At 60.9% G+C, this 24,804-nt stretch carries 29 protein-coding genes and 2 tRNA genes; 9 read left to right on the top strand and 22 right to left on the bottom strand.

The annotated features are described in order from the left end of the window. Nucleotides 1-6: 6 nt before the first annotated feature. The 9 genes from ACO1VH_RS13455 to pip form a co-directional block, all read right to left on the bottom strand. Nucleotides 7-435: a hypothetical protein gene (locus tag ACO1VH_RS13455; protein WP_486244980.1), complete on the bottom strand. Its 429-nt coding sequence runs from the start codon at nucleotides 433-435 to the stop codon at nucleotides 7-9. Nucleotides 436-450: 15 nt separating this feature from the next. Continuing rightward, nucleotides 451-837, bottom strand: a complete 387-nt coding sequence (locus ACO1VH_RS13450) for a phage holin family protein (RefSeq protein ID WP_486244979.1) — start codon at nucleotides 835-837, stop codon at nucleotides 451-453. Nucleotides 838-852: 15 nt separating this feature from the next. Next, nucleotides 853-1,155: an ElaB/YgaM/YqjD family protein gene (locus tag ACO1VH_RS13445; protein WP_188421660.1), complete on the bottom strand. Its 303-nt coding sequence runs from the start codon at nucleotides 1,153-1,155 to the stop codon at nucleotides 853-855. 200 nt (nucleotides 1,156-1,355) lie between these two features. Further along, entirely contained in the window at nucleotides 1,356-2,786 is a 1,431-nt protein-coding gene (locus tag ACO1VH_RS13440) for a dihydrolipoyl dehydrogenase (RefSeq protein WP_486244978.1), read from the bottom strand. Between the two features lie 116 nt (nucleotides 2,787-2,902). Continuing rightward, nucleotides 2,903-3,385 (bottom strand): hypothetical protein, encoded by a 483-nt coding sequence (locus ACO1VH_RS13435; protein WP_486244977.1) that lies wholly within the window; start codon nucleotides 3,383-3,385, stop codon nucleotides 2,903-2,905. Between the two features lie 138 nt (nucleotides 3,386-3,523). After that, nucleotides 3,524-3,958 (bottom strand): hypothetical protein, encoded by a 435-nt coding sequence (locus tag ACO1VH_RS13430; RefSeq protein ID WP_486244976.1) that lies wholly within the window; start codon nucleotides 3,956-3,958, stop codon nucleotides 3,524-3,526. A gap of 104 nt (nucleotides 3,959-4,062) precedes the next feature. Beyond that, the gene (locus ACO1VH_RS13425) at nucleotides 4,063-4,845 is read right to left on the bottom strand and encodes a YdcF family protein (protein WP_486244975.1); all 783 of its coding nucleotides are present in this window, start codon (nucleotides 4,843-4,845) and stop codon (nucleotides 4,063-4,065) included. A gap of 55 nt (nucleotides 4,846-4,900) precedes the next feature. Next, nucleotides 4,901-5,359, bottom strand: a complete 459-nt coding sequence (locus ACO1VH_RS13420) for an energy transducer TonB family protein (RefSeq protein ID WP_486244974.1) — start codon at nucleotides 5,357-5,359, stop codon at nucleotides 4,901-4,903. Between the two features lie 89 nt (nucleotides 5,360-5,448). After that, nucleotides 5,449-6,420, bottom strand: a complete 972-nt coding sequence (gene pip, locus ACO1VH_RS13415) for a prolyl aminopeptidase (RefSeq protein ID WP_486244973.1) — start codon at nucleotides 6,418-6,420, stop codon at nucleotides 5,449-5,451. A 217-nt stretch (nucleotides 6,421-6,637) separates the two neighbouring features. Here pip and ACO1VH_RS13410 point away from each other — a divergent pair, with 217 nt between their 5' ends. Further along, on the top strand, nucleotides 6,638-7,780 hold the full coding sequence (locus tag ACO1VH_RS13410) for a mechanosensitive ion channel family protein (RefSeq protein ID WP_486244972.1): 1,143 nt from the start codon (nucleotides 6,638-6,640) through the stop codon (nucleotides 7,778-7,780). Here ACO1VH_RS13410 and ACO1VH_RS13405 read toward each other — a convergent pair. Continuing rightward, entirely contained in the window at nucleotides 7,747-8,163 is a 417-nt protein-coding gene (locus ACO1VH_RS13405; RefSeq protein ID WP_486244971.1) for a PACE efflux transporter, read from the bottom strand. The genes ACO1VH_RS13410 and ACO1VH_RS13405 overlap by 34 nt on opposite strands. 203 nt (nucleotides 8,164-8,366) lie before the next feature. On the opposite strand from ACO1VH_RS13405, the gene ACO1VH_RS13400 reads away from it, so the two are divergent. Together ACO1VH_RS13400 and ACO1VH_RS13395 are read left to right on the top strand one after the other, a co-directional pair. Further along, a tRNA-Val gene (locus ACO1VH_RS13400) sits at nucleotides 8,367-8,442 on the top strand. A 32-nt stretch (nucleotides 8,443-8,474) separates the two neighbouring features. After that, nucleotides 8,475-8,551 (top strand) — tRNA-Asp (locus ACO1VH_RS13395). Between the two features lie 57 nt (nucleotides 8,552-8,608). Here ACO1VH_RS13395 and ACO1VH_RS13390 read toward each other — a convergent pair. Further along, entirely contained in the window at nucleotides 8,609-9,346 is a 738-nt protein-coding gene (locus tag ACO1VH_RS13390; protein WP_486244970.1) for a thioesterase II family protein, read from the bottom strand. A 153-nt stretch (nucleotides 9,347-9,499) separates the two neighbouring features. Beyond that, nucleotides 9,500-10,018 carry a sigma-70 family RNA polymerase sigma factor gene (locus tag ACO1VH_RS13385; protein ID WP_486244969.1) on the bottom strand — a complete coding sequence of 173 codons (519 nt, stop codon included), beginning with the start codon at nucleotides 10,016-10,018 and terminating at the stop codon, nucleotides 9,500-9,502. Nucleotides 10,019-10,404: 386 nt separating this feature from the next. Here ACO1VH_RS13385 and ACO1VH_RS13380 point away from each other — a divergent pair, with 386 nt between their 5' ends. Together ACO1VH_RS13380 and ACO1VH_RS13375 are read left to right on the top strand one after the other, a co-directional pair. Further along, the gene (locus tag ACO1VH_RS13380; protein WP_486244968.1) at nucleotides 10,405-11,097 is read left to right on the top strand and encodes an epoxyqueuosine reductase QueH; all 693 of its coding nucleotides are present in this window, start codon (nucleotides 10,405-10,407) and stop codon (nucleotides 11,095-11,097) included. 197 nt (nucleotides 11,098-11,294) lie between these two features. Next, entirely contained in the window at nucleotides 11,295-11,870 is a 576-nt protein-coding gene (locus ACO1VH_RS13375; protein WP_486244967.1) for a Dps family protein, read from the top strand. A 186-nt stretch (nucleotides 11,871-12,056) separates the two neighbouring features. On the opposite strand, the gene ACO1VH_RS13370 is transcribed toward ACO1VH_RS13375, so the two are convergent. Continuing rightward, complete coding sequence (locus ACO1VH_RS13370; RefSeq protein WP_486244966.1) at nucleotides 12,057-12,962, bottom strand: LysR family transcriptional regulator; 906 nt, start codon at nucleotides 12,960-12,962, stop codon at nucleotides 12,057-12,059. Nucleotides 12,963-13,079: 117 nt separating this feature from the next. Between ACO1VH_RS13370 and ACO1VH_RS13365 the strand changes: the two genes are divergently transcribed. Both ACO1VH_RS13365 and ycaC read left to right on the top strand, forming a co-directional pair. After that, nucleotides 13,080-13,946, top strand: coding sequence for a pirin family protein (locus tag ACO1VH_RS13365; protein WP_486244965.1), 867 nt, complete (start codon nucleotides 13,080-13,082; stop codon nucleotides 13,944-13,946). A gap of 99 nt (nucleotides 13,947-14,045) precedes the next feature. Further along, nucleotides 14,046-14,672, top strand: a complete 627-nt coding sequence (gene ycaC, locus ACO1VH_RS13360) for an isochorismate family cysteine hydrolase YcaC (RefSeq protein WP_486245148.1) — start codon at nucleotides 14,046-14,048, stop codon at nucleotides 14,670-14,672. Nucleotides 14,673-14,716: 44 nt separating this feature from the next. Here ycaC and dinB read toward each other — a convergent pair whose 3' ends face one another. Beyond that, nucleotides 14,717-15,817, bottom strand: a complete 1,101-nt coding sequence (gene dinB / locus ACO1VH_RS13355; RefSeq protein WP_486244964.1) for a DNA polymerase IV — start codon at nucleotides 15,815-15,817, stop codon at nucleotides 14,717-14,719. Nucleotides 15,818-15,924: 107 nt separating this feature from the next. Further along, nucleotides 15,925-16,281, bottom strand: a complete 357-nt coding sequence (locus tag ACO1VH_RS13350; protein WP_486244963.1) for a hypothetical protein — start codon at nucleotides 16,279-16,281, stop codon at nucleotides 15,925-15,927. 257 nt (nucleotides 16,282-16,538) lie between these two features. Here ACO1VH_RS13350 and ACO1VH_RS13345 point away from each other — a divergent pair, with 257 nt between their 5' ends. Further along, nucleotides 16,539-17,213: a hypothetical protein gene (locus ACO1VH_RS13345; RefSeq protein WP_486244962.1), complete on the top strand. Its 675-nt coding sequence runs from the start codon at nucleotides 16,539-16,541 to the stop codon at nucleotides 17,211-17,213. On the opposite strand, the gene ACO1VH_RS13340 is transcribed toward ACO1VH_RS13345, so the two are convergent. The 6 genes from ACO1VH_RS13340 to ACO1VH_RS13315 form a co-directional block, all read right to left on the bottom strand. Then, entirely contained in the window at nucleotides 17,210-17,524 is a 315-nt protein-coding gene (locus ACO1VH_RS13340; protein WP_486244961.1) for a DUF2288 domain-containing protein, read from the bottom strand. The two genes, ACO1VH_RS13345 and ACO1VH_RS13340, sit on opposite strands and share 4 nt — an antisense overlap. A 25-nt stretch (nucleotides 17,525-17,549) precedes the next feature. After that, on the bottom strand, nucleotides 17,550-17,753 hold the full coding sequence (locus tag ACO1VH_RS13335; protein ID WP_486244960.1) for a SlyX family protein: 204 nt from the start codon (nucleotides 17,751-17,753) through the stop codon (nucleotides 17,550-17,552). Next, nucleotides 17,750-19,177 (bottom strand): chloride channel protein, encoded by a 1,428-nt coding sequence (locus ACO1VH_RS13330; protein ID WP_486244959.1) that lies wholly within the window; start codon nucleotides 19,175-19,177, stop codon nucleotides 17,750-17,752. Before ACO1VH_RS13330 ends, ACO1VH_RS13335 begins: the two co-directional genes overlap by 4 nt. Before the next feature lie 86 nt (nucleotides 19,178-19,263). Next, nucleotides 19,264-21,318 carry a UvrD-helicase domain-containing protein gene (locus ACO1VH_RS13325; RefSeq protein WP_486244958.1) on the bottom strand — a complete coding sequence of 685 codons (2,055 nt, stop codon included), beginning with the start codon at nucleotides 21,316-21,318 and terminating at the stop codon, nucleotides 19,264-19,266. Nucleotides 21,319-21,442: 124 nt separating this feature from the next. Next, the gene (locus tag ACO1VH_RS13320; protein WP_486244957.1) at nucleotides 21,443-22,804 is read right to left on the bottom strand and encodes a TrkH family potassium uptake protein; all 1,362 of its coding nucleotides are present in this window, start codon (nucleotides 22,802-22,804) and stop codon (nucleotides 21,443-21,445) included. 52 nt (nucleotides 22,805-22,856) lie between these two features. Continuing rightward, complete coding sequence (locus tag ACO1VH_RS13315) at nucleotides 22,857-23,507, bottom strand: potassium channel family protein (protein WP_486244956.1); 651 nt, start codon at nucleotides 23,505-23,507, stop codon at nucleotides 22,857-22,859. A gap of 133 nt (nucleotides 23,508-23,640) precedes the next feature. Between ACO1VH_RS13315 and ACO1VH_RS13310 the strand changes: the two genes are divergently transcribed. Beyond that, the gene (locus ACO1VH_RS13310) at nucleotides 23,641-24,114 is read left to right on the top strand and encodes an SRPBCC family protein (RefSeq protein ID WP_486244955.1); all 474 of its coding nucleotides are present in this window, start codon (nucleotides 23,641-23,643) and stop codon (nucleotides 24,112-24,114) included. Between the two features lie 107 nt (nucleotides 24,115-24,221). On the opposite strand, the gene ACO1VH_RS13305 is transcribed toward ACO1VH_RS13310, so the two are convergent. Then, nucleotides 24,222-24,548 carry a BON domain-containing protein gene (locus tag ACO1VH_RS13305; RefSeq protein ID WP_486244954.1) on the bottom strand — a complete coding sequence of 109 codons (327 nt, stop codon included), beginning with the start codon at nucleotides 24,546-24,548 and terminating at the stop codon, nucleotides 24,222-24,224. Nucleotides 24,549-24,804: the final 256 nt, after the last annotated feature.

The following is a 24,804-nucleotide window of genomic DNA, read 5'->3' as shown; positions in this document are numbered from 1 at the left end:
GGCAAATCACAATTGCTTATGCCGGGCGATGTGCTCGTGCTGTTCGTGCGTCTTCTTGCGCCGGGAAAACAGATACAAGCCCGTACCGACTGCGCCAACGACAGCCGCGCCACGCAGCACCGGCTTCCATAGCGCACGCCTGGACAGCAGCGAAGCGCCGCTGATCACCAGCGGCAGCAGCTTCTGCAGCTTGGCGCCAGACAGGCTGCGGAAATCGACCAGATCGGAGAAATTCGCCAATGCCGATTGCGCACGCGCGCTGACCATGCCGACCGCCGTCTTTGCGATCGCCTCCCGCCCCATGTTCGCGCGCACCACGCTTCTGGCATTGCCGACGGCAATCCGGTAGGCACGGCATTGCAGGATCAGCCGTTCCTTCTGCTCGGCCAGCGTCTCGGTGCGGTTTTTCGGATCGTTCGGATCGCGATTCGTCATGTCCGATTCCTTCCGTTACAGCAGCGCATCATGATCCTTGCGCAGCTCGTCCATCGTCGCCGGCATCGACAGCTTGCCTTGCCGCAGCAGCGATTTCACATAGAACAGCATGCCGATGGCAACGGCCGTTGCTATCACCGCGATGATCAGCAGGATTTTCCAGCCCAGCGACGGCCAGCTGAGATAAACGATCAGCGCCGTCCAGTAAGCGACGGCGAACCATGCGGCGATGATGCCGAGCACGAACAGAACCGCCAGCTTCAGCACATTGGCGCGAATTTCCGCCAGTTCCAGCGCAGCGAGTTCGATCCGGCTCATCATCAGGCCGAACATGTTGCGGCCCAGACTGGCCAGGCCGCTGATCAGCCCTTCCTGCGACGAGCGCGGGTTTTGCTGTTCCATGGGGACGGCAGCCGCTTACTTGCGCGAGACCAGCAGGCCGATCAACAGGCCGACGCCGGCCGAGATCGCCACGGCGCGCCATGGATTTTCATGTACGTAGTCGTCGGTCTTCTCGGCGATTTCCTTGCCGGTTTCGATCGCGGCGGTCTGGACTTCCTGCGCCTTGACCACGGCGGAATCGAGCAGCTGCAGGCCGCGCGAACGCAACTCGTCGGCGCGTTCGCCGGTGGCACTGGCCGCTTCGCGGAACAATTCCTGCGCGTCCTTGACCAGAGCTTTCATATCGGTACGTGTCGTTTTCAAAGTAGATGCTTTCATGTGATGACCTCTTTTTATTGAAATCAGTATCCGCTTCGGACGGTACTGCAGATTGAATTGCCGCTTCCGCGATTGCCGTCAGGCTCAGTTCTGACAGCTGCATCCCCGTTTGGTTGCAGCACGTCATCAAAGTCGCGTTCATGAAAGGTTTTACCACAGTCCGCCGCGCACGAACAGGCGTTACCGCACACAAACGGCAATCAGATGCCTGGCGTGCAGTCCGAACAGTGCTCGATTTCGTAGACCTGTTTCATCAGATTTTCCTTCAGATCGCGCAAGGCAGTCCGCACGCCCTCTTCGACCACCGGGTGATAGAACGGCATGGAAAGCATGTCGTCCACCGTCATCTGGCTCTGGCAGGCCCAGGCCAGTAGATGCGCGATGTGTTCGGCGCGCGGCCCGACCATTTCGGCACCGAGGAAACGATGCGTGCCGCGTTCGCCGTAGACTTTCAGCATGCCGCGGTTTTGCAGCATGACGCGACTGCGTCCCTGATTCGCGAAGGAAATCCGACCGGTCTGGTACTGCCCCGGTTTCAATGTTCGCGCCGTCTGCCCGACGGCCATCACCTGCGGATCGGTGAAGGCAATCGCCATGGGAGCATGCCGCAAACCGGCAGCTACGTTGGGATAACGCGCCGCGTTACTGCCGGCGATACGGCCCTCGTCGGCTGCCTCGTGCAGTAACGGCCTGTCACCATCGACATCGCCGGCGATGAAGATCGTGCTGTCGCCGCATTGCATCGTCAATGGATCGAACAACGGGATACCGCGTTCGTTCAGTTGCAGTCCGGTATGCTCCAGTCCAAGCCCGGCGAGATTCGGTCTGCGGCCTGTCGCCGCCAAGACGTAACGATAATGTTCCGTACGTTCGCGGCCATCGGCATCGCGCGAATGCAGCAAGACCTGCCCGTTTTCCTGCTTTGCCGACAGAACGGCAGCGCCCAGACGCAAGTCCAGTTCATCGCCGAGGCAGGAAACCGCCGCCTCGTTGAGTTCATCGTCCGCGATTTGTGCCAGCCGGTCGCTGCGGCCGAATATGGCCACCCGCACGCCGAGCCGGTGCAATGCCTGCCCCAGCTCCAACCCGATCACGCCGGCACCGACAACAGCGACGGATTCGGGCAAGTCATCCCAGTCGAACACATCGTCGCTGACGATCGCGCGATCGCCCAATCCCCGCAGCACATCCGGCACCGAGGGTGAACTGCCGGTCGCAATCACCACGCGCGCCGCCTTGACCTGCACATCTTCTCCGACCTGCAGCGTATCGGCAGCAAGAAACCGCGCATGGCCGCGCAAGCGTTCGCCAGGTAGCACGCGATCGATGCTGTCAACGACGAAACCGACAAACCGGTCCCGTTCGGATTTGACCCTGCGCATGACTGCACGGCCATCCACGCGCACGTCGGCCTGTACGCCGAATGCATCGGCAGTCGCAGCGGCATGCGCCACGTCCGCAGCCGAAATCAGCAACTTGCTCGGCATGCAGCCCACGCGGGCGCATGTCGTACCATAGGCGCCGCCCTCGATCAGCAATGCACTGACGCCACGTGCCTTGGCGGCACGGAAGGCAGACAAGCCGGCGCTGCCGGCGCCGATCACGGCCACTTCGGTGTGTACGGTCTTCATCGTTCTCCTTCAGGCACGACAGAAGTTACGACAACAAGCCACGATGCCATGTCACGCCATCGCGCCCTCTCACGCGCAACGTCTTTCGCAACATGGCGGCATCGTGCCGCCCCGCATCAGGCGTTTGCGATGCGGAGTTCGGCAATGTCGGCAATGCTGCCGAGCTGGATCACGACAGGCTTGGCCGACAGGCCGTTGCGCATCGGCCGCCATGCAAAGCGCCATTCCTTTTCGGCGGCACGCTCCTTTGGCAGCGAGAACAAACGCCCCAGCGGGCTGGATGCACCGTACGACATCGCCGCATCGATGCCAGCCCAGTTCGGCAGGATTTTCTGCACGGTGCGATGCAGGCGTTCGCCGAATGCTTCGGCATCATGAACGACCAGATAGGCGGTACTGTCGCGCTTGCCTTCGAACAATGCGCCATCCCAGCTTTGCGCAAGACTCAGAATCAGGTAATTGGCATCGTTGGCGGGAGTCGCCTGCAATGGAGATTGCGGCGGCGTTACCAAACGGAATTCGCCCAGTGTCAGCGAACGTTCCAGTTCGGTACGTTCGGAAAAGTAATACAGCTTCGGTGGCCGTTTATCAGCAATCATGGAGAGCATCCCGTGAAAATGTCGCTCGTCGACCAGAGCGATCATTTAAACAGAATCCGCCATGTGCAGCAAACCGTCGGCAGGCAGGACCGCGAAAAAAAAGCAGCCGCGCAGGCCGCTTTTTTCATGCAATTGCCGTCACTGGCTCGGTGCACGCATGCGCGTTTCCGACCGTCCGCTCATTTCCGCCTCGCGGCGCTCGCGATCCATGCGCATTTCGGTATCGCGCCGTTCCCGCTCCATACGCTGCTGCTCGTTGCGTCGGCTGGCTTCGGTCGACGTGCTGGTACTGCTGCGTGTATCGGGCGTATTGACGCTCGGACGATTCACGTTGTCCGGACTCAGCACGGCACCGCCCGCTCCTCGTCCCGTGACGGCACCACCGGCATTGCCGCCCACACCGGCTGCGCCCGTATTTGCACCTGCGCCGACATTTGCTCCGGTCGATGCACCGCCGGCTCCGACGTTGGCGCCTGCTCCCACGCCCACACCGGCACTTTGCGCCAGGGCAATCGACGATACCGTAGCGAGCGCCACGAAGGAGAGAGAACGTATTGTCTTCTGTAAATCCATGACAGCTCCTTGAAAAATGGGAAGGTCATGATTGGAGAAGGCTGGCGCCCGGTGGTTCGCCCGAAAGGAAAATACTGTGTATCAGTGCGTTACATTCAGGGTGATCAGGGTTGATTACGGACTGCATTGCGATGCCGCAACTGATACCAGGCAAGACCGATCCACTCGTGCATTGCGTAGGAAGAACGTTGCAGCCATACCGCCTTCGGCAGGAAATCGTCCGGCGACCATCGCTGCGCCGTATAAAAAATCGTGGGCGCGGCCACCACATCCAGGCCCGCTTCGCGGAAGATACGTTTCGCACGCTGCATGTGCAGGGCATCGGTCACCAGCAATATGCGCGTGATGCCGTCGGCACGCAGCATGCGCGCCGAAAACTGTGCATTCTCGGCTGTATTGTTCGACTCGCCTTCCAGCCACTTCACCGGAACAGAAAAGGCTTGCAGCGTACGTGCGATGATCGCGGCCTCCGATTCCTTCGAACCGTCGGGCTGTCCGCCACTGGCGAGCACCGGCAAACCGGTCTCGCGCTGCAGCCGCACGGCATAGCTTGCACGCTGCAGCGTGGTGGCGGAAAGAATGTCCTGGTCGCCGTATTCAGGCGCATCGGCAATGCGGCCGCCGCCGAGCACGACGATCGCCTGCGCGCCTGTCGCTTGTGCCGGTTGCAACGGCGGATTCCATGCTTCCAGCGGTGCGATCAGCAATGTCGCGCCCATACGCGTACTGAGCAACAGCAGCAGCAACAGCGAAACGATCGACAGCAGCTTGCCGCCGCGTGGCCAGCGGCGGCGCAGCCACAAGCCGAGCGCGCACAGCAATACCAGATTGAGCGGCGGCAGCAAGATGGCACTTGCCGTCGAATTGATGATCCAGCTGAGACTCATCCGTGTTCCTGTCGTTTCTGTTGTCGGTTATTGCAGGAAGAAAGTAACGGCTGGCTCATTCGCCCATCTGCGGCTCGGCAACGGTGCGCAACTGGAAACGGCCGTCATTGTTGAACAACCAGGTTTCGACCAGTTCGACACGGCCGTTGCGCAACAGCATGGCCGGCGGCTTGGGAAAAGGCGACGTCCTGCGCAAGGTCGTCAGCGCGGTCGATTCCGTAGCGCGATCGCGATTCGAACGCATGATTTCGCTGCGCACCAATGACCCGTTGGCGTCGACCACATAACGTATGACCACGACCGAGCGCAGCAGCGCCTGCGGCCGCCCGATGAAGACATGCGTGGAATTGACCTGGGAAACGCGTTGCGCCAGCGCCAGCTTGTATTCGCCCAGCGAATCGGCCGCCGATGTGCCGTCTGCGGTTGTACCCACTTGCTGATGCACATCGAGACTGCTGCAAGCCGTGACGGCCAGCACGACGCACAGGGAAAGAAGCCGTAATCCGTTTTTCATCGCCATCCTGTTCGCTGAATCCTGTTTGTTGAAAAGTGAAAGTTGTTTCTGTATGACAGGCAAACCTGTCTTGCATTGCGGCATCCGCGTCAGTCGAAGCTGCGCTGCAACCGGAACTGTTCGGTTGCCGCCACCAGCGCCGATGCCGTGCCGGGTTCGAGTGCAGCATGACCTGCATCGGCGATCCATTGCAATCTGGCCTGCGGCCATGCCTGATGCAAGCGCCACGCAGCCGACGGCGGACAGACCGCATCGTAACGCCCTTGCACGATGATCGCCGGCAGATGCCGGATGCGATCGATATTGCGTATCAACTGATCGTCGTCGAAAAAACCCCGATGCAGGAAGTAATGCGCTTCCAGCCGCCCGATGCCGAGCGCCACCGCATCGTCGCTGAATACATCCACCATCTCGGGTCGGGGCTTCAGGAACAGGCAGCTGCCTTCGTAGCGGCTCCACGCGCGCGCGGCCTGCAGCGACGCTTCGGCATCGTCGCCGAACAGACGCTGCTGATAGGCGCGCAACAAGTCGCCGCGTTCTTCCAATGGGATCGGTGCGACGAAAGCGTCATGCGCTTCCGGAAAGAACGCCGCCATGCCGTACAAGAACCAGTCGATTTCCGGCTGCGTACACAGGAAGATGCCGCGCAGGATGAAGCCGAGGCAGCGTTCCGGATGCGCCTGCCCGTAAGCGAGCGCCAGCGTACTGCCCCACGAACCGCCGAACACCAGCCACTGCTCGATGCCCAGCATGGTGCGCAACGCTTCGATATCCTCAATCAGCAGCGATGTCGTATTGTCGCGCCACTCGCCAAGCGGCGTCGATTTGCCGGCGCCGCGCTGATCGAACAGGATGATGCGGTAATGCTGCGGATGGAAGAACTGGCGATGTACCGGAGAAATGCCGCCGCCCGGTCCGCCGTGCAGGAAGACCACCGGAATGCCGGCCGGATTGCCGCACTCTTCCCAATGCAGCGTATGCAGCGCACTGACCTGCAGCCTGCCGCTGTGCAATGGCTGCACAGGCGGGAACAACGGTGATGCGGCGGAAGAATCGTCCATGTCGTCTCCGGAATGATGCCGCGATTGTATCCAAGCTTGTTGCCGTGCGGTGCTGGCGCGCACCTTCGCTGCATTGTGTCGGTATTGCCTTCACATCAATTACTTCGATGTGACACCGGCAAGGCCGACTCCATGCCGCAAGGCAATGCCGGCAACGAACTATTTTTGCCATGCAAACTCTGTCATTACATTGCCGACTGCAAAGGAGGAAGTGCCGATGGATGCATGGTTGCAGAATTGGGCGCCGATCGAAGGCTGGCTGCAGGCATTGGTCGTGGCCGCCCTCGCCTATCTGGTGCTAAGCCTCGTTTCGCACTTTCTCACGCGCCACATCACCGCCTTGTCGGAACGCACCGCCAGTCGCGTCGACGACGTGATTGCCGCCGCGCTGGCTGGCACCAAGAATTTCCTGATCTTCCTGCTGGCCATTTTGATCGGCCTGCACATGATGGAATTCTCGGCCAAGACGGAAACCAGGCTGTCGCAGGCGCTGGTGATCGTCGTCGGCCTGCAGGTCGCGATCTGGCTCAATCGCGCCATCAGCACGTGGATGGAAAAGGTGGTCGACCCCAATACCGATCCGGCGCTACGCAACCGGGCGACCACCACGACCATGGTCTTCCTGCTGCGCCTGGCGATCATGCTGACCGTGTTGCTCGCCGTGCTGGCCAATCTCGGCGTCAACATCACGGCCTTCGTCGCCAGCCTCGGCATCGGCGGCGTGGCAATCGCGCTGGCGCTGCAGACCATCCTCAGCGACCTGTTCGCCTCGCTGTCGATCGGCCTAGACAAACCCTTCGAGGTCGGCGACTTCATCATCGTCGACGACCTGATGGGCACCGTCGAATATATCGGCGTGAAGACCACGCGGCTGCGCAGCCTGAGCGGTGAACAACTGATCCGCTCGAACGCGGAACTGCTCAAATCCGCAATCCGCAATTACAAGCGCATGGCGGAGCGGCGCGTGGTTTTTACCTTCGGCATCAAGTACGAAACGCCGATCGACAAAGTTGCCATCGTCGGCGGTCTCGTACGCAGCGCCATCGAAGCGCAATCAAACATACGGTTCGATCGGGCCCATTTCTTCAAGTTTGGCACCAGCAGTCTGGACTTCGAAGTCGTCTACTACGTCCTTAGCCCCGACTACAACGTCTACATGGATATTCAACAGCAGATCAATCTGGATCTGATGCGCGCCTGCGCCGAACGCGACATCGGTTTTGCCTATCCGAATCTGGTGATGCAGCTTGCACCCGCCACCGAATTGACTATGCGGCAGCCGGATATCGCATCGTCTGCGGAAGGCACCGAAACAGCACCCGAAGGTCAACGCGACAACGGCGGACGTTTTGCGAGGTGATGCCGGACGATATCGAAAATCCAGTTGTAGCAGAACGCGTAGATCATGAAGAAAACGGAGAACGTCAGATCCAGGAATAACGCGTCGAGCACCGTGATGCCCAGCCACCATGCAGTCAACGGCAATGCGACGGCCATGAAACAGGCTTCGAATCCGAGCGTATGGAATACGCGCATGCGCACCGTGCGGCGCCAGCCGAACTTGTGCTCGAATGCCTCGTACACATGGTTGTACGCCATGTTGCAGGCCATGGCGCACAAGGCGAGGATCAGCGCCAGCGCGCCGAAATGCAGCATCTCCATGCCGAAGCCGTAGGACATCAGCGGCACCAGGATGATCAATGCGAAGAATTCAAACAGGACGGCATGGACGATGCGCCGCAATAACGTGGTATTGATGACAATCTCGACAAGAACAAAAGCAGGGCCTCCATTATAGGAAACCGGCGCAATTCCAGCCGGCCGCGCTTCGCGGCAAAGATTTATAAAAACGGGGTGACTTTTCCAGGAATGTGTTCTATACTTCTGCCCCTTCAGGCAGTGTTGGCCGACACCAACATGGTTTGACTGAGCAGTGCGCATTTTGCGGGTGCTTAGCTCAGTTGGTAGAGCGGCGCCCTTACAAGGCGTAGGTCGGGAGTTCGAGCCTCTCAGCACCCACCAGTCAGACAAACCTGAGAAAGTTTTTGCAGTTAGGAGTGGTAGTTCAGTTGGTTAGAATACCGGCCTGTCACGCCGGGGGTCGCGGGTTCGAGCCCCGTCCACTCCGCCAAATACAAAACGCCCGCAGATGCGGGCGTTTTTCTTTTCCGTTCCAGCACCTATCCGCTCACGCTACGGCAAGAGCGGCTTCCATGTTGCCGGAAATGCTTTGCGCCAGACGATGCACCAGTACGGCCAGCATGGTTTCTTCCTGCTCACGCACGAAGAAATGGCCGCCGTCGAACCAGTCCAGCGTGAAACGCGCCGACGTTTCGGACCGCCACGATTCCATGCCGGCGATACCGATGTCGTCATGCCGGCCGCCGAAGGCGTGGATGGGAACCGGCAACGGCGCTCCCGCCAGACAGGCAAAGCTGTTGCAGGCGCGGTAATCCGCACGCAGCACATGCAAGGTCCGCTGCATCAATTCGGGACTCTCGAACACCTGCCGCGGCGTGCTGCCCTGCTGGCACAGATCGGCAATCAGCGGTTCGTCGTTGTCGGCTACGGCGCATTTTTGCGCGTTGCGGCATGTCGCCGGTCCGCTGGCACCGACCAGCAAACCCGACGGCAGCAAGCCGCCATGCGCATGGATCTGGCGCGCCATGCCGTATGCCAGCAAGGCGCCGGTGCTGTAGCCGAACAGCGCATAACGTCCGGACAGCATGTGCGCATAATCGCTGTAGAGCCGCGACGTCAGTTGCATGAAATCCTCGCAGGCCGGCTCGTGCATGCGCGTTCCGCGTCCGGGCAATTCCAGCGGCACGACGCGCACCCACGACGGCAGCAGGTGCCGCCAGCGCATGTAGGTCATCGCGCTCGCGCCTGCATACGGCAGGCACAATAATGAAATCGGCGTGTGCACGATTACCTCGCCCGCAAGGCGGAACCCGGCAGCATGCCGATCCGTGCGCGACGGAGATGAAGGATTACAACCCAAAGATCTTCTTCGCGATCAAAACGTCTGGCGTTCATCTCTACCTCTTGAATTGGTTCAACGCAACGCATTGCGGCGGCGTCAGTCGTCAAGAAAATGCCGGCAAGGACGCAGCGCGCTGGCGACATCCTTCAGCATGAAATTGACCAGCGTTGCCGAACAGCCGAGGTTGCGGCCGATATCGCGCTGCGTCATGTCTTCGAGACGACACAGTTCGAATGCCTGGCGGGTGCGCGCCGGCAATGTCTCCAGCACGCGATCGACTTCTTCCAGCATCCGCTTTTCGCTGAGAATGCGATCGGGCGTCAGATGCCCCGGCCGATCCAGCCCTTCCACGTCGACGTCGAAGAGGCGGCAGCCGGCTTCGGTCGCATGCCGGCGAAAATGATCCATCGCCAGATTGCGCACCACCTGGCAGCAATAGCAATATGGCTTGTCGATGTCGGCGTGCGGGCAGACGGCGACCTTCAGATAGGCATCCTGCATGATCTCGTCGGCCAGGTCCGCCTTGCGGACGATGCCGAGCGCGATGCCGCGCAGTTGCGCGTGGTGCGTGACAAAGGTTTCTTCCAGGGCCTGACGGCCGGTAGTGGCATGCATGTTCATGGATCGATCTTAACAGTAATGAGAATTGTTCTCATTAAATGCAATCATTCACCAATTTGCGCCGTTTTTCAAGCATGGCGATACAAGAAAGACGCTCTTCGCTTGTATGACTCGGGGCGGCCTTTCGATTTTCTTTTTGAGGTTTGAGTGGCGTCGATGGTATCGGCTAGCGCCCGCAAGAAGTCTGCGCCCCGGCTGGCAACATCGAAGCAATAATGATCGGCTGTTGTAGTACTGCACCCTGCTGTCGCGCTCGACCAACGGCGCGGCACAGCCCTTCCTGCTAACATTACAGCCTGACATAGCCTGATTTATTACCGCAGACGGCCGCCCTTATCCTGTCTCATGGATATCCGCCAGCCCGCCACGCGATCCGCATCATGACCGACTCCAAGAACGACACCGCGCCGGACTTCAAGCGCGAACCGATCCCCCTTCCCGCCAAACCGGGCAAGGTGCTGCTGCATTCCTGCTGTGCGCCCTGTTCGGGCGAGGTGATGGAAGCGATGCTGGCTTCCGGCATCGACTACACGATCTTCTTCTACAACCCGAACATCCATCCCGAGAAGGAATACCTGCTGCGCAAGGAAGAGAACATCCGCTTTGCGGAAAAGCACGGCGTGCCCTTCATCGATGCCGACTACGATACCGACAACTGGTTCGAACGGGCCAAGGGAATGGAAGACGAGCCCGAGCGCGGCATCCGCTGCACGATGTGCTTCGACATGCGCTTCGAGCGCACCGCGCTGTACGCGCATGAGCACGGCTTCCCGGTCATCAGCAGTTCGCTCGGCATTTCGCGCTGGAAAAACATGGACCAGATCAACGACTGCGGCAAGCGCGCCGCGGCCAAGTATCCGGACATGATCTACTGGGATTACAACTGGCGCAAAAAAGGCGGCTCGGCGCGCATGATCGAAATCTCCAAGCGCGAGAATTTCTATCAGCAGGAATACTGCGGCTGCGTCTATTCGCTGCGCGATACCAACCGCCATCGCCGCGAACAGGGCCGCGACCGCATCAAGCTCGGTGTGCTGTACTACGGCGATAACAAGGAAAACGAAGGCGGCTGATCCAGTCTTGGCCGGTCTATCGCGCCCGCCTATCCCGGCGATAGAAACATTTTCGACGAAGCCCGGCCCCGCACCGGGCTTTTTGCTCTTGCAATCCGCGCAAGACTCTCTATCTCTTTCAGTAGACATTCGCGCCGCAACCGCAGAAACTTAAGCAGCGTTTCTCGACTCTACCGTTCCCTACCAAGGAGAAAGCCATGAAAACGACGAAAACGAAAGCCAAAGCAGCCACCAAATCCAAGCAAGCCAAATCGGCCAAGCCGGCTATCCGCCGTACCGCGCTGGCCACGCCCAGCGATCTGCATTCGGCAGGCACGCGCGACATTGCCGCCGCGATGAACGGCATCCTGGCCGACGTCTTCGCGCTCTACCTGAAAACCAAGAACTTCCACTGGCACATGAGCGGCCCGCACTTCCGCGACTATCATCTGCTGCTCGACGATCAGGCCATGCAGGTCTACGCGATGGTCGACGTTATCGCCGAGCGTATCCGCAAGGTCGGCCAGCCGACGCTGCGTTCCATCGGCGACATCGCGCGCCGCCAGCGCATTCTCGACAACGATGCCGAGTACGTAGAGCCGGGCGACATGCTGGCCGAATTGCAGGAAGACAACAAGGCGCTGGCCGCCAGCCTGCGTTCAGCACACGTGGTCTGCGACGAACACAACGACATCGCCACCGCCAGCCTGATCGAGAACTGGATCGACGAAACCGAGGAACGCACCTGGTTCCTGTTCGAGGCGAATCGCCGCAGCGATTCGACCGGTCACTAAATCGCTCGTTGAACTGTCACTGAGCTGTCGCCAAGCCTGACGTCAGGCGACGCCAGAAACCGATACATGCCGCGCTACCCGCGCGGCATTTTTTTGGTGTCAGATTTTTACGCCGCATTCTTTCGCGTCGGTTTTTTCCTCACCGATTTCCTTCACGCCATCGTCTATTCACACCGGCATCCAGCATCACTCCTCGTCCAGCTGCGCGAATTGCTCGCCCAGAAAATCCAGCAGCGTGCGCACCGCCGGCAGCAATCCGCGCCGCGAGGCAAATACGGCATGGACGATTTCCCCGCGTGGCGCCCATCCCGGCAGCAGCTGCGCCAGCTCGCCGCGCGCGAACTGATCACGCACCATCATCGTGGGCAACTGCACGATACCCACGCCAGCGATGGCGGCGGCACGCAATGTCGGCATGCTGCGTGTCACCAGCCGCGGAGCGTGATGGATCGAGACCCGCGCATCGTCGGGCCCCAGCAGATGCCACACATGCTCGTTCTGCGGCACGCCCAGATCCATGCTGGGAAACTGCGACAGATCCGCCGGCGACTGCGGCACGCCGATGCGGTCCAGCAATTGCGGACTGCCGACCAGGCATTGGCTACGGCCGGCCAGCACCCGCATCACCAGATCGCTGTCCTCGATCGGCGGCGGCCGCACACGAATGGCAATATCGACGCCCTCGCCCACCACGTCCACGCGCCGGTTCGTCGATTCCAGATGCAGTTCCACCTGCGGATACTGCACCATGAATGCCGCCAGCATCCGGCTCACATGCGCGTCCAGCAACGCCACCGGGCAGGTCATGCGCACGATGCCGCGCGGTGCGACATGCGTCATCGCGATCGCTTCGTCGGCTGCATCGGCCTCCACCAGCATCGCCTTGCAGTGCGCGTAATAGGTCTGGCCGATTTCGGTCACGGCAAAGCGTCGCGTCGAACGCTGGATCAGGCGCGCTCCCAGGCGCTCCTCAAGCAGCGCAATGCGCCGGCTCAGCTTGGACTTGGGTTCGCCCAGCGCCCGTCCTGCGGGGGCAAAGCCGCCGTGCTCCACCACCTGCACGTAATAGTAAAGATCGTTGAGATCTCGCATTCATCGTTCCTTAAATAGAACACTGAAAGCGAAATATACACTCTACCGCACCCATCGTTCCTCTCCTAATATCATCACATCGCCGCCGCATCCTGCGCGGCGCATCAGGAGATCAGCATGAAAAAAATTCTCGGCGTCTACAGCGCACCCCGTCAGCACTGGGTTGGCGACGGTTTTCCGGTGCGCTCGCTGTTCGGCTACGACGGCCTGGGCAAGCACCTCAGCCCGTTCCTGCTGCTGGACCATGCCGCCCCCACTCAATTTGGACCGGCAGCGCAGCCGCGCGGCGTCGGCCAGCATCCGCACCGCGGTTTCGAAACCGTCACCATCGTCTATCAGGGCGAGCTGGAGCATCGCGATTCGACCGGCGCCGGCGGCCTGATCGGCCCGGGCGACGTGCAGTGGATGACGGCCGGTGGCGGCATCCTGCATGAGGAATTCCATTCGCATGCGTTTACCGAACGCGGCGGCACCATCGAGATGGCGCAGCTGTGGGTCAACCTGCCGGCCAAGGACAAAATGACGGCACCGGGCTACCAGACGCTGCTGGACGCGCAGATTCCATCGGTGGATCTGCCCGAAGGCGCAGGCCGCGTGCGTGTCATCGCCGGCGCCTTCGACGGCCACCGCGGCCCGGCGCGTACCTTCACGCCGATCGACGTGTGGGATATCCGCCTGGCGCAGGGCGGCGTCGGCCGCTTCACGGCGCAGGAAGGTCACACGCTGGCGCTGGTCGTGCTGCGCGGCACGGTGCAGATCAACGGCAGCACGCTGGCCCGCGAAGGACAGCTGGTGCATTTCGACCGCACCGGCAGCGACGTCGAAATCGAGGCCAACAACGATGCCGTCGTGCTGTGGCTGTCCGGCGAACCGATCGACGAACCCGTGGTGGGTTACGGCCCGTTCGTGATGAACAGCGAAGCCGAAATCCAGCAGGCGTTCGACGATTTCAACAACGGCCGTTTCGGCCGGATGGCAACCTGAACCACCGAGGTCCCACGAAACTTTCACATACCGAAAACTTCGCGGGACCTCTTTTTTCGCCCTGCCCGGGTATTTCCCATAAATCAAAGGAGAATCATGATGACCAAGCCCTACGTCCGCCTCGACAAGAACAATGCCGCCGTATTGCTGGTGGACCACCAGACCGGCCTGCTGTCGCTGGTACGCGACATTGACCCGGACAAGTTCAAGAACAACGTGCTGGCATTGGCCGATCTCGCCAGCTACTTCAAGCTGCCAACCATCCTGACCACCAGCTTCGAGAACGGCCCGAACGGCCCGCTGGTGCCGGAACTGAAGGAACAATTCCCCGACGCACCGTACATCGCCCGCCCCGGCAACATCAACGCCTGGGACAACGAGGATTTCGTCAAGGCGGTCAAAGCGACCGGTAAGAAACAGCTGATCATCGCCGGCGTGGTGACCGAAGTCTGCGTCGCCTTCCCCGCGCTATCGGCCATCGAGGAAGGTTTCGACGTCTTCGTGATCACCGACGCCTCCGGCACCTTCAACGAAATCACGCGCGATGCCGCATGGGACCGCATGTCGCAGGCCGGCGTGCAACTGATGACCTGGTTCGGCGCCGCCTGCGAACTGCATCGCGACTGGCGCAACGACATTGAGGGACTGGCCACGCTGTTCTCCAACCACATCCCCGACTACCGCAACCTGATCAACGCCTACAACACGCTGACGCAAGGCAAATAAGTTCGCGCTGCGGCACGCCGCGCAGGGAATGGATCAAACGACGTTCATTCCGCCGCGCAGCGTGCCGGCGTGTCGCCGCCGAACAGCAATAGTTGATGATCGGCGGCATCTTCCTCTTCCTGCAAACGGATACCGACGCCCAGCAAGCGTACCGGCATGCCGCGGCGCGCATGCGCGGTTTCCAGCAGCTTTTCCAGTTGGACGGCATCGACCGCATCCGCCACACATTCGGCGGTGGTGCGCGAGAAATCGGCGAAACGGATCTTCACGAACAATTTATGCACGCCGCCTTCCACGCTGGCGCGCTGCATGCGTGCCAGCAATCGCGCGATCAGTTCCGGCAGTTCGCGCCGGCAGGCTTCCAGATCGGACAGATCGGTCGCATAGGTTTCTTCCACACTGACGGATTTGCGCTCGCGGCTCGGATTGACCGGCCGCTCGTCGATGCCGCGGCATAGCGCATGCAGCCGCTCGCCGAAACTGCCGAATTCCTGCATCAGCGCATGCAGCGGCCATGTGCGCAGATCGCCGCAGGTCTGCACGCCCAACCGATTCATGCGCGCCGCCGTGACCTTGCCGACGCCGAACAGGCGCGCCACTGGCAGCACAGAAACGAAGGCATCCATCTGCTGCGGCTTGACGACGAACTGCCCGTTCGGCTTGTTCCAGTCGCTGGCAATCTTGGCAATGAACTTGTTGGGCGCAATGCCGGCCGATGCGGTGATGCCGACGGTATCGAAGATGCGTGCACGAATCTCCTCCGCAATCGCTGTCGCGCTGCCGTGCAATGCCGAGGCATCGGTCACGTCGAGATACGCTTCATCGAGCGACAACGGCTCGACCAGTTCGGTGTAATCGCGATAGATGGAAAGAATCTGGCGGGAAGCGACGCGGTACTTCTCCATCGCCGGTGGCAGCACGATCAGGTCCGGGCAGCGCCGCAGCGCCTGCGCGGTGGACATCGCAGAACGCACGCCGTACTTGCGGGCTTCGTAATTGCAGGTGGCGACCACGCCGCGCTGTTCAGGCCGGCCGCCGACAGCCAGCGGCTTGTCGCGCAGCGACGGATCATCGCGCATTTCGACGGATGCGTAAAAGCAGTCGCAATCGCAATGAATGATTTTCCTGACGGAGGTTGTCGCCACGGCATGCACACGGTAAAGAAGCGACATTCTACCGATGCACGGCAAAACGCGCCGCCTGCGCACAAGCGCAGCGGCGCGTCCTCGGAAGAAACTGCTGATCGAGGCGATTAGTTACGCGGCGTTCCCGGCGTGGCATCCGGGTTGAGCGCGCCGCCGCGATCCTTGACGTAAGGCATCGCTTCCTTGCGCTCTTTCGAGGCTTCCTTGCGAGCAGCCTTGTATTCCTGTTTCGACGCAGCCTTGTCGGCCTTGTATTCATCCCGTGCTTCCTTCGTCTCCAGGCGTTTCTTGATGTAAGGATCCTGGGTGCGATTCGCACGCGACTGATCGGTATAGGCCGGATCACCCGGCGGCGGCGCCATCTCGGCCGGCACCGTCGTCACACCTGTTGTCGATTGTGCAGCAGCGAATTGCGAAAAGAGTGCCAGCGCAACGCCGGCAAACATGGTCTGCAGTTTGGTCATGAGAAAGCTCCTTTGTTGTTGGAAGGTACCGCACAGCGATTGCACGAACAGATGTCGTCAATCAATACCGCGTGGTGTCGCTTGCTCTTTAATGACTGGAGGACCTGTGCAAAGTTCAGGCGGCTTGCAGTGCAATGTGCGTTGCCACACATTGCGAAAAACATCGTGAAAAGCGGTGAAAGGCGGAATTCGCGTTTTTCGATAGACAGGCTTTGCGTTATATTGCTGCGACCGGCAACCAGCAAACAAGGAATTTCATGCCCGCCCCCAACGCCCTGTTGCAACCGCTCGATGGCTACATCGTGGAAGACCTCACCGATGCAGACATCGATGCCACTATTACCATCGCGGGAACCATACTCGAAAATCTGGCCGAAACGGTACGCCCCATTCTGGATGCCGTCGGCGACGGCGATCTGGACAGCCGCTTCATCGCCAACCGGGACGACGAAAGCACGCCCGGCACGATGGTGTTCTGGCCGACCGGCGCCGACGGCGTCGAAGATCCGCGTCTGGCGGATTACTCGCTGCATCTGTCGGTATTTTTGTCGGAGCGCGACGACGATGACGTCGTCTATCCGCCGGGCTTCAGCATGGTGCTGAAACTCAACGAGGAAGGATGCGAGCTGGTGAAATTCCTGCCGCCGGCCGTGTTCGAACAGCTGGAATTCCGCATCAAGGGCAAGACCCTGCCGGCCGGCTTCGCCTTTCTGGACGACAAGGAAACCATTCCGGTGCTGCCCAACATGCGGCGGCAATTCCTGAAAGCGATCACGCGCGCGCATGAAGTCACCGAGCGGCGCAAGGGAGAATTCGAATCGGTGATGGCCCATTACATCTGGGACAACACGGAGCCGGAAGCGCACTTCGACGCCGTGCTGTCGACGCTGGCGACGCTGCTGGCCGCCGTGCATCACAAGGCGGTCAGTTAAGCCAGTTTCTTTTCCTGCACCAGCACCCACGGCCGCGCGACCACCGTCCATAGCGCGGCATCGGCTTCCAGCCACAGGCGCGCCTGCTCGTCGGACACCTTCGACAGGCGGCCTGCATCGAGCCAGCCCTGCACTGCCTGCACGTCGTCTGCCGAAAAGCGTGCCGCCACGTCGACCAGATCGAGCGCATCGTCGACGCAGATCACATGGCCGCCGGCAAAATAGCGCAACAGTTCGGACCACGGCATCTGCGCGGTTTCCAGATTGATCTTGGCATGCAGCGACGGCTGCTCGTGTTCCTGCTTGTTCATTTGCGTTTCTTCTTTCGGATGCCGCTCAGTAATGCGGCGGACGTTCGTTGAGCGGATTCTGCTGGCTGGCATCGGTCAGATCCTTCACGCGATGCGCGAGCGCCGTGCACAAGGCTTCCAGTTCGTCGATTTTCTTCTGTTGCTCGTAGACAGTGCGGTTCAATGTATCGACGAGATCCTCCTGCCGCGTCAGCTTGATCTCGATATCGACGAGGCGGTCTTCATTCATTTGTGCGTTCCCGATTGCATTGTCTGTTGGGTCGTCTGCTGCATGGTCTGCTGTGCCGCTTGCTGTGCAGCCTGATGCCGGTGCATCGCTTCGCGACGGAAATTACGCCCCACCGAATGATAGAACGGCCGCGGGCAGAATTGCCGTGAAATGAACGAGGCCAGCAGCGCGGTTGCCAGCAGCATTAGCGTCACTTCCTGGCTGCGCGTCATTTCCATCACGATGACCGTTGCCGTGATCGGCGCCTGCGTCGCCGCGGCAAGGAAACCCGCCATCGACAACAATGCGATCAGGCGCACATCCACACCCATCGGCAGCAGATGCGCGATATTGTCTCCGATCCCCACACCGATCGCCAGCGAGGGGGTGAAGATGCCGCCCGGGATGCCAGCCAGATAGGAGAGGATGGTCGCACCGAATTTCGCAAGACCGAACAGCATATGGTCGGCGCCCTGTCCGTTCAGCAGCGCAGCCGCCTGGCCGTAGCCGGTGCCATAGGTCGCGCCGCCCGTCAGCATGCCGAGCAAGGCCACCAGCAAGCCGCATACTGCGGCAACCCAGATCGGATGGCGCTGCGCCCAGCTGCGATGGCGTGCCGGCAGCCAGGCCGACGGACCCGCCAGCAGCGCCTTCGCGAACAGGCCGCCCAGCGCGCCGTTGACGATGGCGCACACGGCAATCGCCTGCCACGAAATCTGCATGGCATGTATCGCATGCTGCAACTGAAAGTAGGGATTGTTGCCGACCAGCGCCAGCGACAGGAAACCGGCGCCCAGCACCGCGGACATCACCAGGCGATCCCAGCGCACTGCGCTGCCCTTGCCAAGTTCTTCGATCGCAAACACGACGCCGGCCAGCGGCGTGTTGAACGCCGCAGCCAGACCGCCGGCCGCGCCGGCCGCAATCAGCGCCTCGGGACGAAAACCGATGCCCAGCCGTGGACGCTTCTGCCACCATTTTCCCCAGGCCAGCATCGCCGCCGCACCGACCTGTACCGATGGCCCTTCGCGGCCGATCGATGCGCCGGCCAGCAGACCGCCCGCCGTCAGCACAATCTTCCACATGGCCTGACGCAGCGATACCAGCCGCGCCTGTTCCGGACATTGCGGCATGCTCATCGCCGCCATCACCTGCGGAATGCCGCTGCCGCGCGCTTCCGGCGCCAGCTTCATGGTCAGCCAGCGGATGCCGGCAAATGCCGGCGGCAGCATCAGCAACGCACTCCACCAGTAGCCTTGCGTGATATGGCTGTTCCACTCCAGCATTTTTTCCGCAATGACGGCAAACACCAGCGAAAACAGCGCCACGCAGGCGGCGCCGCCGAGGAACACCGCCGTGCGGAAGGAGTGGCGTGAAATGCGTGCCGTGTGACGCAGGCGCTTGCGAATCTGGCGCGTCGGGTTGGAGGTCGGGGCATCGGACATGTAGCACTCACTCGGTAAATGACGAATATCGGAAACAGGCAGGCTGCCGCGCTTTCATTGCAACCGTGTGCAACCTCATGCAACCTTCATGCCGCCTTCGGTTTCTGCAGCAGCGCCTTCAGGTTGGCCAGGCGATTCTGCGGCGTGATCGTTTCCTCTTCGGTCGGCACCGCGTCGCCTTCATCCAGCTTCATTTCCTTGATGAAGCGCGAGACGTCGCAATGCACATGCTCGCGCGCGCGCTTGCGTTTCTTGCACCACGTCACATGCAGCGAACGCTGCGCGCGCGTGATGCCGACATACATCAGCCGGCGCTCTTCCTCGATGCGCGCGGCCAGCGTATCGACCGGCGCGTCTGGATCGCCCTTGTGCGGCAGGATGCCTTCCTCGACGCCGACCAGAAACACGTGCGGAAACTCCAGTCCCTTGGATGCATGCAGCGTCGACATGCGCACCGCATCCGGCTCCTCGTCGCGGCCTTCCAGCATCGACATCAGCGCGACCATCTGCGTCAGGTCCAGCAGGCTGCGATGATCGTCGCTGCCATCCTTGCCGCCGCTACCCTTTTCCTTCAGCCATGTCGTGAAGTCGATCACGTTCTGCCACTTGCCCTGCGCCTGCCGCTCGTCGAAGGCATCGTACAGATAACCTTCGTAGTTGATTTCCTTCATCATGTCGTCCAGCAGCGATGCGGCATGGCCTTCACGGTGCGCGTGCGCTTCGAGGTTGTTGATGAAGTTGCAGAATTCGCGCAGCGGCGTCAGCTGACGATCGGCCAGCTTCGCTTCCAGCCCACCCTTGAAAACGGCTTCGAACAGCGAGCATTGCCACTGCCCAGCGAAGGCGCCCAGCGTTTCCAGCGTCGACTGGCCGACGCCGCGCCGAGGCGTCGTCACTGCGCGGATGAAGGCCGGATCATCGTCCTGGTTCGCGATCAGCCGCAGATAGGCGATGATGTCCTTGATCTCGGCGCGGTCAAAGAAGCTCTGGCCGCCGGAGATCGTGTACGGAATGCGTTCCTTGCGCAGCGCCTGTTCGATCACGCGCGCCTGATGGTTGCCGCGATACAGGATCGCGTAGTCGGAGAATTTCGCACGCCGTTCGAACTTGTGCGCCGACAGCATGATGGCGACCTGCTCGGCTTCCTGCTCGTCGTCCGGCATCGCGACCACCTTGATCGGATCGCCGAGGCCGTGCTCGGACCACAGCGACTTTTCGAACAGCTTGGGATTGTTGCCGATGACGGCATTGGCCGCCTGCAGGATGCGCGTGCTGGAGCGGTAGTTCTGTTCCAGCTTGATGACCTTCAAGTCGGAAAAATCCGTCTGCAGCTGCTTCAGGTTTTCGATCGTCGCACCGCGCCAGGCGTAGATCGCCTGATCGTCGTCGCCGACCGCGGTGAACATCGGCTTCTTGCCGACGCCGGTGACCAGCAGCTTGACCAGTTCGTACTGGCAGGTATTCGTATCCTGATATTCGTCGACCAACAGGTAGCGCAGCCGGCGCTGCCATTTGTCGCGCACCGCTTCGTTGTTGCGGAACAGTTCGACCGGCAGCCGGATCAGGTCGTCGAAATCGACTGCCTGATAAGCCGACAGCGTGGCGACGTAGTTGCGATAGATGCGTGCGGCTTGCGCTTCGTCTTCATCCTTGGCCTGCTTCAGCGCGGTGTCGGGATCGACCATGCCGTTCTTCCACAGCGACATCGCGGTCTGGATGCGGCGGATCAACTGCTTGTCGGTGGTGATTGCCAGATCCTGCACGATGGAGAAGCAATCGTCGCTGTCCATGATGGAGAAGCGGTCCTTCAGGCCCAATTCCTTGGCTTCCTGCCGCAGGATCTTCACGCCGAGCGAATGGAAGGTGCTGACGGTCAGCTGCTTGGCCTGCTTCGGCTGCTGCAGCAGCTTGGCGATGCGTTCCTGCATTTCCAGCGCAGCCTTGTTGGTAAAGGTCAGCGCGGCGATGTTTTTCGCGTCGTAGCCGTACTGCTCGATCAGCTGCGCGATCTTGGTCGTGATCACGCGCGTCTTGCCCGAGCCCGCGCCAGCCAACACCAGGCACGGACCATCCATGTAGTGGATGGCTTCGCGCTGCGGCGCGTTCAGACCGTGCAGGGTGGAATTCGGGGAGGAGGACATCAGGGTAAACCGGGACGAAAGCAGGCCATTGTATCAGCGCTGCCGCATGCTGCCGGGCGATGATGACGATTCGTCAATGCATCGCCACCGCCGCTCATATCGACCGCGCCGACCACGCCGACAGTTAGCCGATATTGACGCGGCCGGCCGGATATTCGATTTCAGGCCGACGCTGATTGGCCAGCGTGAACGCCAGCGTCAGCGGACCGACACGGCCGACCAGCATCAGCAGCATGATCACGCTTTGCCCGATCGGCGACAGTGCCGGCGTGAGCCCGCGCGAGAGTCCGGTAGTGGAGGCGGCCGACACGGCTTCGAACGCGATGTCGAGAAACGGCGCATTCTCGCTCAGCATCAGCAGGAAAGTACCGGCGATCACGCACAGCAGCGCGATCACGGTGACGGCCAGCGCACGCAGCGTCAGTGCCGGATCGATGCTGCGGCCGTACAGCACCGGACGCTGCTGCTGCAGAAGGAAGGCGCGCGTCGCCACCAACAGCACGATGAAGGTCGTCAGCTTGATGCCGCCGCCGGTCGATCCGCTGCCGGCGCCGATGAACATCAGCATCATGATGAAGAAGGCGGAAGCCGATGTCAGCTGCGAGGTGTCGATTGTCGTAAAGCCGGCCGAGCGCGGCGCCACCGCCTGGAACCAGGCCGCCCACAGGCGGTCGCCCCAGCCGTGCAGCGCACCCAGCGTATCGGGATTGCCGTATTCGAGCGCCAGCAGCATCAGCATCGCAATCACATTGATCGCCAGCGTGCCGATCAGCATCAGCTTCGTATGCAAGGCCATTTCGTGAAAGCGACGGCGCGCACGCAAGTCGGCGATCACGGCAAATCCGAGGCCGCCGGAAATGAACAGGCCCGAGATCACAAGATTGATCAGCGGGTTGCCGACGTATGCAGCCAGGCCGTGCGACTCCAGCGAGAAACCCGCATTGTTGAAGGCCGACACCGCATGGAAGAAGCTGTGGAACAGGCCGCGCGACCAGCCCATCTGCGGCACCCACTGGATCGCCAGCAGCGCCGTGCCCAGCAGTTCGGTAACGATGATGAAGCGGAACAGCACGCGCAGCAGGCGCTGCATGTCGATGCGCCCGCTCTGGTTGAACGAATCCTGCAAGGCAGCACGATTGCGCAACGTCAGCCGGCCGCTGGTCAGATGGATGATCAGCATGCCGAAGGTCAGCAAGCCGATGCCGCCGAACTGGATCAGCGCCAGCAAAACCCATTTGCCGAACAGCGTGAAATGGCTGCCGACATCGATCACCGTCAGGCCGGTGATGGTAGAAGCCGACACCGCCGTAAACAGCGCCTGCATCCAGTCGATCGGCATGCGCGTGGCGATCGGCAGCTTCAGCAGCAGCGCGCCCACCAGCGACAGGCCGACGAAAGACAGGATCAGCGCCTGCGGCGGCGTCAGCTGCAGCACTTGCCGCTCGACCTGCCGCACCAGCATCGGCGGCTGGAATCCGCGCCTCATGAATCACACCTCATGACTGGGCCTCATGACTCGGACCTTATAGATCAGGGCTTCACAGATAGGCGGAAATGTTCCGCAGATCGGGCAACAGGCCCGCCAGCACCAATTGATCGCCGAGGCGGAAAACGTAATTCGGCGGTGGCGGCGTGAGGATTTCGCGCTGATGCTTGACCATCAGCAGCCGCACGTTGTTTTCCTCCAGCTTCAACGCCTGCGCGGTCTGGTCGGCGATTTTTTCCGACACCTTCACTTCGACCGTGAACACGTCGTGACCGAGGCTGATGTAATCGACGACTTCCGGATACATCATCGCGTGCGCCAGCCGCATGCCCATCTCGTGTTCCGGATGCACGATGTGGTCGGCGCCGAGCTTGTGCAGGATGCGGTGATGATTGTGATTGAGCGCCTTGGCCCAGACTTCGGGCTTGGGCATGTTCTTGATCGTCAGCGTCACCAGGATGTTGGCTTCCAGGTCTTCGCCGATGGCGACGACGACGGCATCGCAGTCGTGCACGCCGAGATCCCGCAGCGCGTCTTCATTGCGTGCATCGGCCACCACCGCCTGCGTGATGTCGTCGGCAATCGCATTGACGCGTTGCGCATCCATATCGATGCCGAGCACGTCATTGCCCAGACGGGACAATTCGCGCGCCACGGTTGAGCCGAACACGCCGAGGCCGACCACGGTAAAGGTGCGTTTCATGGAGAGATCGTTGCGAAAATGGGATATTGGGCATTAAACCACAAACGAAAACCGCCAACGTGGGCTGCCGCACCTTCCACGCGTCGACCTCCACAGTACAATAGGCACATCATTTGCCATCCATCGACGCCGCATGCAATTCGAACATCTGGTTGAAATCAACGATCCACTCAATCCTCTGCTCGATCCGCTGACGCGCGAACAATTGTGGCGCGGGCTGGTGATGCGCGCCGAAGCGCCGAAGCTGTTCGTGCCGTGGCTGGACGAATGCACGCTGCTGGAACGCGAGGAAGCGATGCTGCGCCGCGAACTGCGTTACGACGCATTGCGCATTCGCGACCGCGTGACGTTCACACCGCAGCAGACCGTGCGCTACGACGTGCCGGAACAGGGCGACATTCCGCAGTCCAGCCTGGTCGTCACGATCGAGGAGCCACAGCCGGGCGCATTGTTCGTGCGCTTCCGCTACGACGATGGCAAGAACGACGACGACATGGATGCGTTCTACAATGAATTCCGCCGCTCCGCCTATCAGGAAGCGGATATCGACACGATCAAGGTTATCCGCCAGCTGGCCGGTGAAGGACGGCTGGGATTGCCGATGTGATTGCCGCAATCTGCTGGTAACGCAATCGATGCGGAACCAATACGGACAATAAAAAACGCCGGGCAAGCCCGGCGTTTTCATCTGCGGATTCCCGCATCATTCCATCATTACTCCGGAACCTTGATCGAGTTCTTCACCGACTTGACGCCGGCAGTCTTCTTCGCGGTTTCACCAGCCAGATATTTCTGCCAGTCGTTCTTCGTTTGGCCGCCCAGCGTCACAGCGCCATCCGTCGTAGCAGCCACGGTGATCTTGGCACCTTTCAGCTGATCTTCCTTGGCCAATGCGCCTTCCACGTTCTTCGTCAATGCCGCGTCGGCAGCAGCGGATGCGGCCGGCTTGGCTTCTTCTTTCTTCGCAGTGGTGTTGCTTGCGCAACCAGCCAGCAATGCCGAGAAAGCAGCGAGAACAAGTGCACGTTGCAGGTTCGTCATGAGTACTCCTCCAGTGTCTAACAGTTTGTCGTTTGTATTTACTTTTTATACGAAAGCAAGCTTGCTTTCGCGCACGAGTATTCCACAGCCGCCTGAAAAAAGCATCCGGCCGGCAACACCTATGGCGGGACCGCAACAGATTGTTTCATCGGTGTGAGGAAGCGTCTGACAGTGTTCCGCCCATCCATGAACTCGCGCCGCGTCGCCGTTGTCACTTCAACGTGAACACCAGGGGAAAACGTCTCCAAGGAGCGAC

This window comes from Oxalicibacterium sp. (genome assembly GCF_057353965.1).
Note: the sequence above shows the minus strand (reverse complement) of the source record. Positions and strands in the feature narration are given on the sequence as shown.

Excerpts from the sequence above, each read along its gene's own strand:
- ACO1VH_RS13320 (WP_486244957.1), bottom strand. The coding sequence starts at position 22,804 with ATGAGGCGCGGATTCCAGCCGCCGATGCTGGTGCGGCAGGTCGAGCGG.
- ACO1VH_RS13310 (WP_486244955.1), top strand. The coding sequence starts at position 23,641 with ATGCAATTCGAACATCTGGTTGAAATCAACGATCCACTCAATCCTCTG.
- ACO1VH_RS13385 (WP_486244969.1), bottom strand. The coding sequence starts at position 10,018 with ATGCATGCCACTACCGGCCGTCAGGCCCTGGAAGAAACCTTTGTCACG.
- ACO1VH_RS13365 (WP_486244965.1), top strand. The coding sequence starts at position 13,080 with ATGAAAAAAATTCTCGGCGTCTACAGCGCACCCCGTCAGCACTGGGTT.
- ACO1VH_RS13330 (WP_486244959.1), bottom strand. The coding sequence starts at position 19,177 with ATGTCCGATGCCCCGACCTCCAACCCGACGCGCCAGATTCGCAAGCGC.
- ACO1VH_RS13380 (WP_486244968.1), top strand. The coding sequence starts at position 10,405 with ATGACCGACTCCAAGAACGACACCGCGCCGGACTTCAAGCGCGAACCG.
- ACO1VH_RS13340 (WP_486244961.1), bottom strand. The coding sequence starts at position 17,524 with ATGAACAAGCAGGAACACGAGCAGCCGTCGCTGCATGCCAAGATCAAT.
- ACO1VH_RS13445 (WP_188421660.1), bottom strand. The coding sequence starts at position 1,155 with ATGAAAGCATCTACTTTGAAAACGACACGTACCGATATGAAAGCTCTG.
- pip (WP_486244973.1), bottom strand. The coding sequence starts at position 6,420 with ATGGACGATTCTTCCGCCGCATCACCGTTGTTCCCGCCTGTGCAGCCA.
- ACO1VH_RS13370 (WP_486244966.1), bottom strand. The coding sequence starts at position 12,962 with ATGCGAGATCTCAACGATCTTTACTATTACGTGCAGGTGGTGGAGCAC.
- ACO1VH_RS13375 (WP_486244967.1), top strand. The coding sequence starts at position 11,295 with ATGAAAACGACGAAAACGAAAGCCAAAGCAGCCACCAAATCCAAGCAA.
- ycaC (WP_486245148.1), top strand. The coding sequence starts at position 14,046 with ATGACCAAGCCCTACGTCCGCCTCGACAAGAACAATGCCGCCGTATTG.
- ACO1VH_RS13345 (WP_486244962.1), top strand. The coding sequence starts at position 16,539 with ATGCCCGCCCCCAACGCCCTGTTGCAACCGCTCGATGGCTACATCGTG.
- ACO1VH_RS13440 (WP_486244978.1), bottom strand. The coding sequence starts at position 2,786 with ATGAAGACCGTACACACCGAAGTGGCCGTGATCGGCGCCGGCAGCGCC.
- ACO1VH_RS13350 (WP_486244963.1), bottom strand. The coding sequence starts at position 16,281 with ATGACCAAACTGCAGACCATGTTTGCCGGCGTTGCGCTGGCACTCTTT.
- ACO1VH_RS13455 (WP_486244980.1), bottom strand. The coding sequence starts at position 435 with ATGACGAATCGCGATCCGAACGATCCGAAAAACCGCACCGAGACGCTG.
- ACO1VH_RS13335 (WP_486244960.1), bottom strand. The coding sequence starts at position 17,753 with ATGAATGAAGACCGCCTCGTCGATATCGAGATCAAGCTGACGCGGCAG.
- ACO1VH_RS13425 (WP_486244975.1), bottom strand. The coding sequence starts at position 4,845 with ATGAGTCTCAGCTGGATCATCAATTCGACGGCAAGTGCCATCTTGCTG.
- ACO1VH_RS13450 (WP_486244979.1), bottom strand. The coding sequence starts at position 837 with ATGGAACAGCAAAACCCGCGCTCGTCGCAGGAAGGGCTGATCAGCGGC.
- ACO1VH_RS13435 (WP_486244977.1), bottom strand. The coding sequence starts at position 3,385 with ATGATTGCTGATAAACGGCCACCGAAGCTGTATTACTTTTCCGAACGT.
- ACO1VH_RS13315 (WP_486244956.1), bottom strand. The coding sequence starts at position 23,507 with ATGAAACGCACCTTTACCGTGGTCGGCCTCGGCGTGTTCGGCTCAACC.
- ACO1VH_RS13305 (WP_486244954.1), bottom strand. The coding sequence starts at position 24,548 with ATGACGAACCTGCAACGTGCACTTGTTCTCGCTGCTTTCTCGGCATTG.
- ACO1VH_RS13430 (WP_486244976.1), bottom strand. The coding sequence starts at position 3,958 with ATGGATTTACAGAAGACAATACGTTCTCTCTCCTTCGTGGCGCTCGCT.
- ACO1VH_RS13410 (WP_486244972.1), top strand. The coding sequence starts at position 6,638 with ATGGATGCATGGTTGCAGAATTGGGCGCCGATCGAAGGCTGGCTGCAG.
- ACO1VH_RS13420 (WP_486244974.1), bottom strand. The coding sequence starts at position 5,359 with ATGAAAAACGGATTACGGCTTCTTTCCCTGTGCGTCGTGCTGGCCGTC.
- ACO1VH_RS13325 (WP_486244958.1), bottom strand. The coding sequence starts at position 21,318 with ATGTCCTCCTCCCCGAATTCCACCCTGCACGGTCTGAACGCGCCGCAG.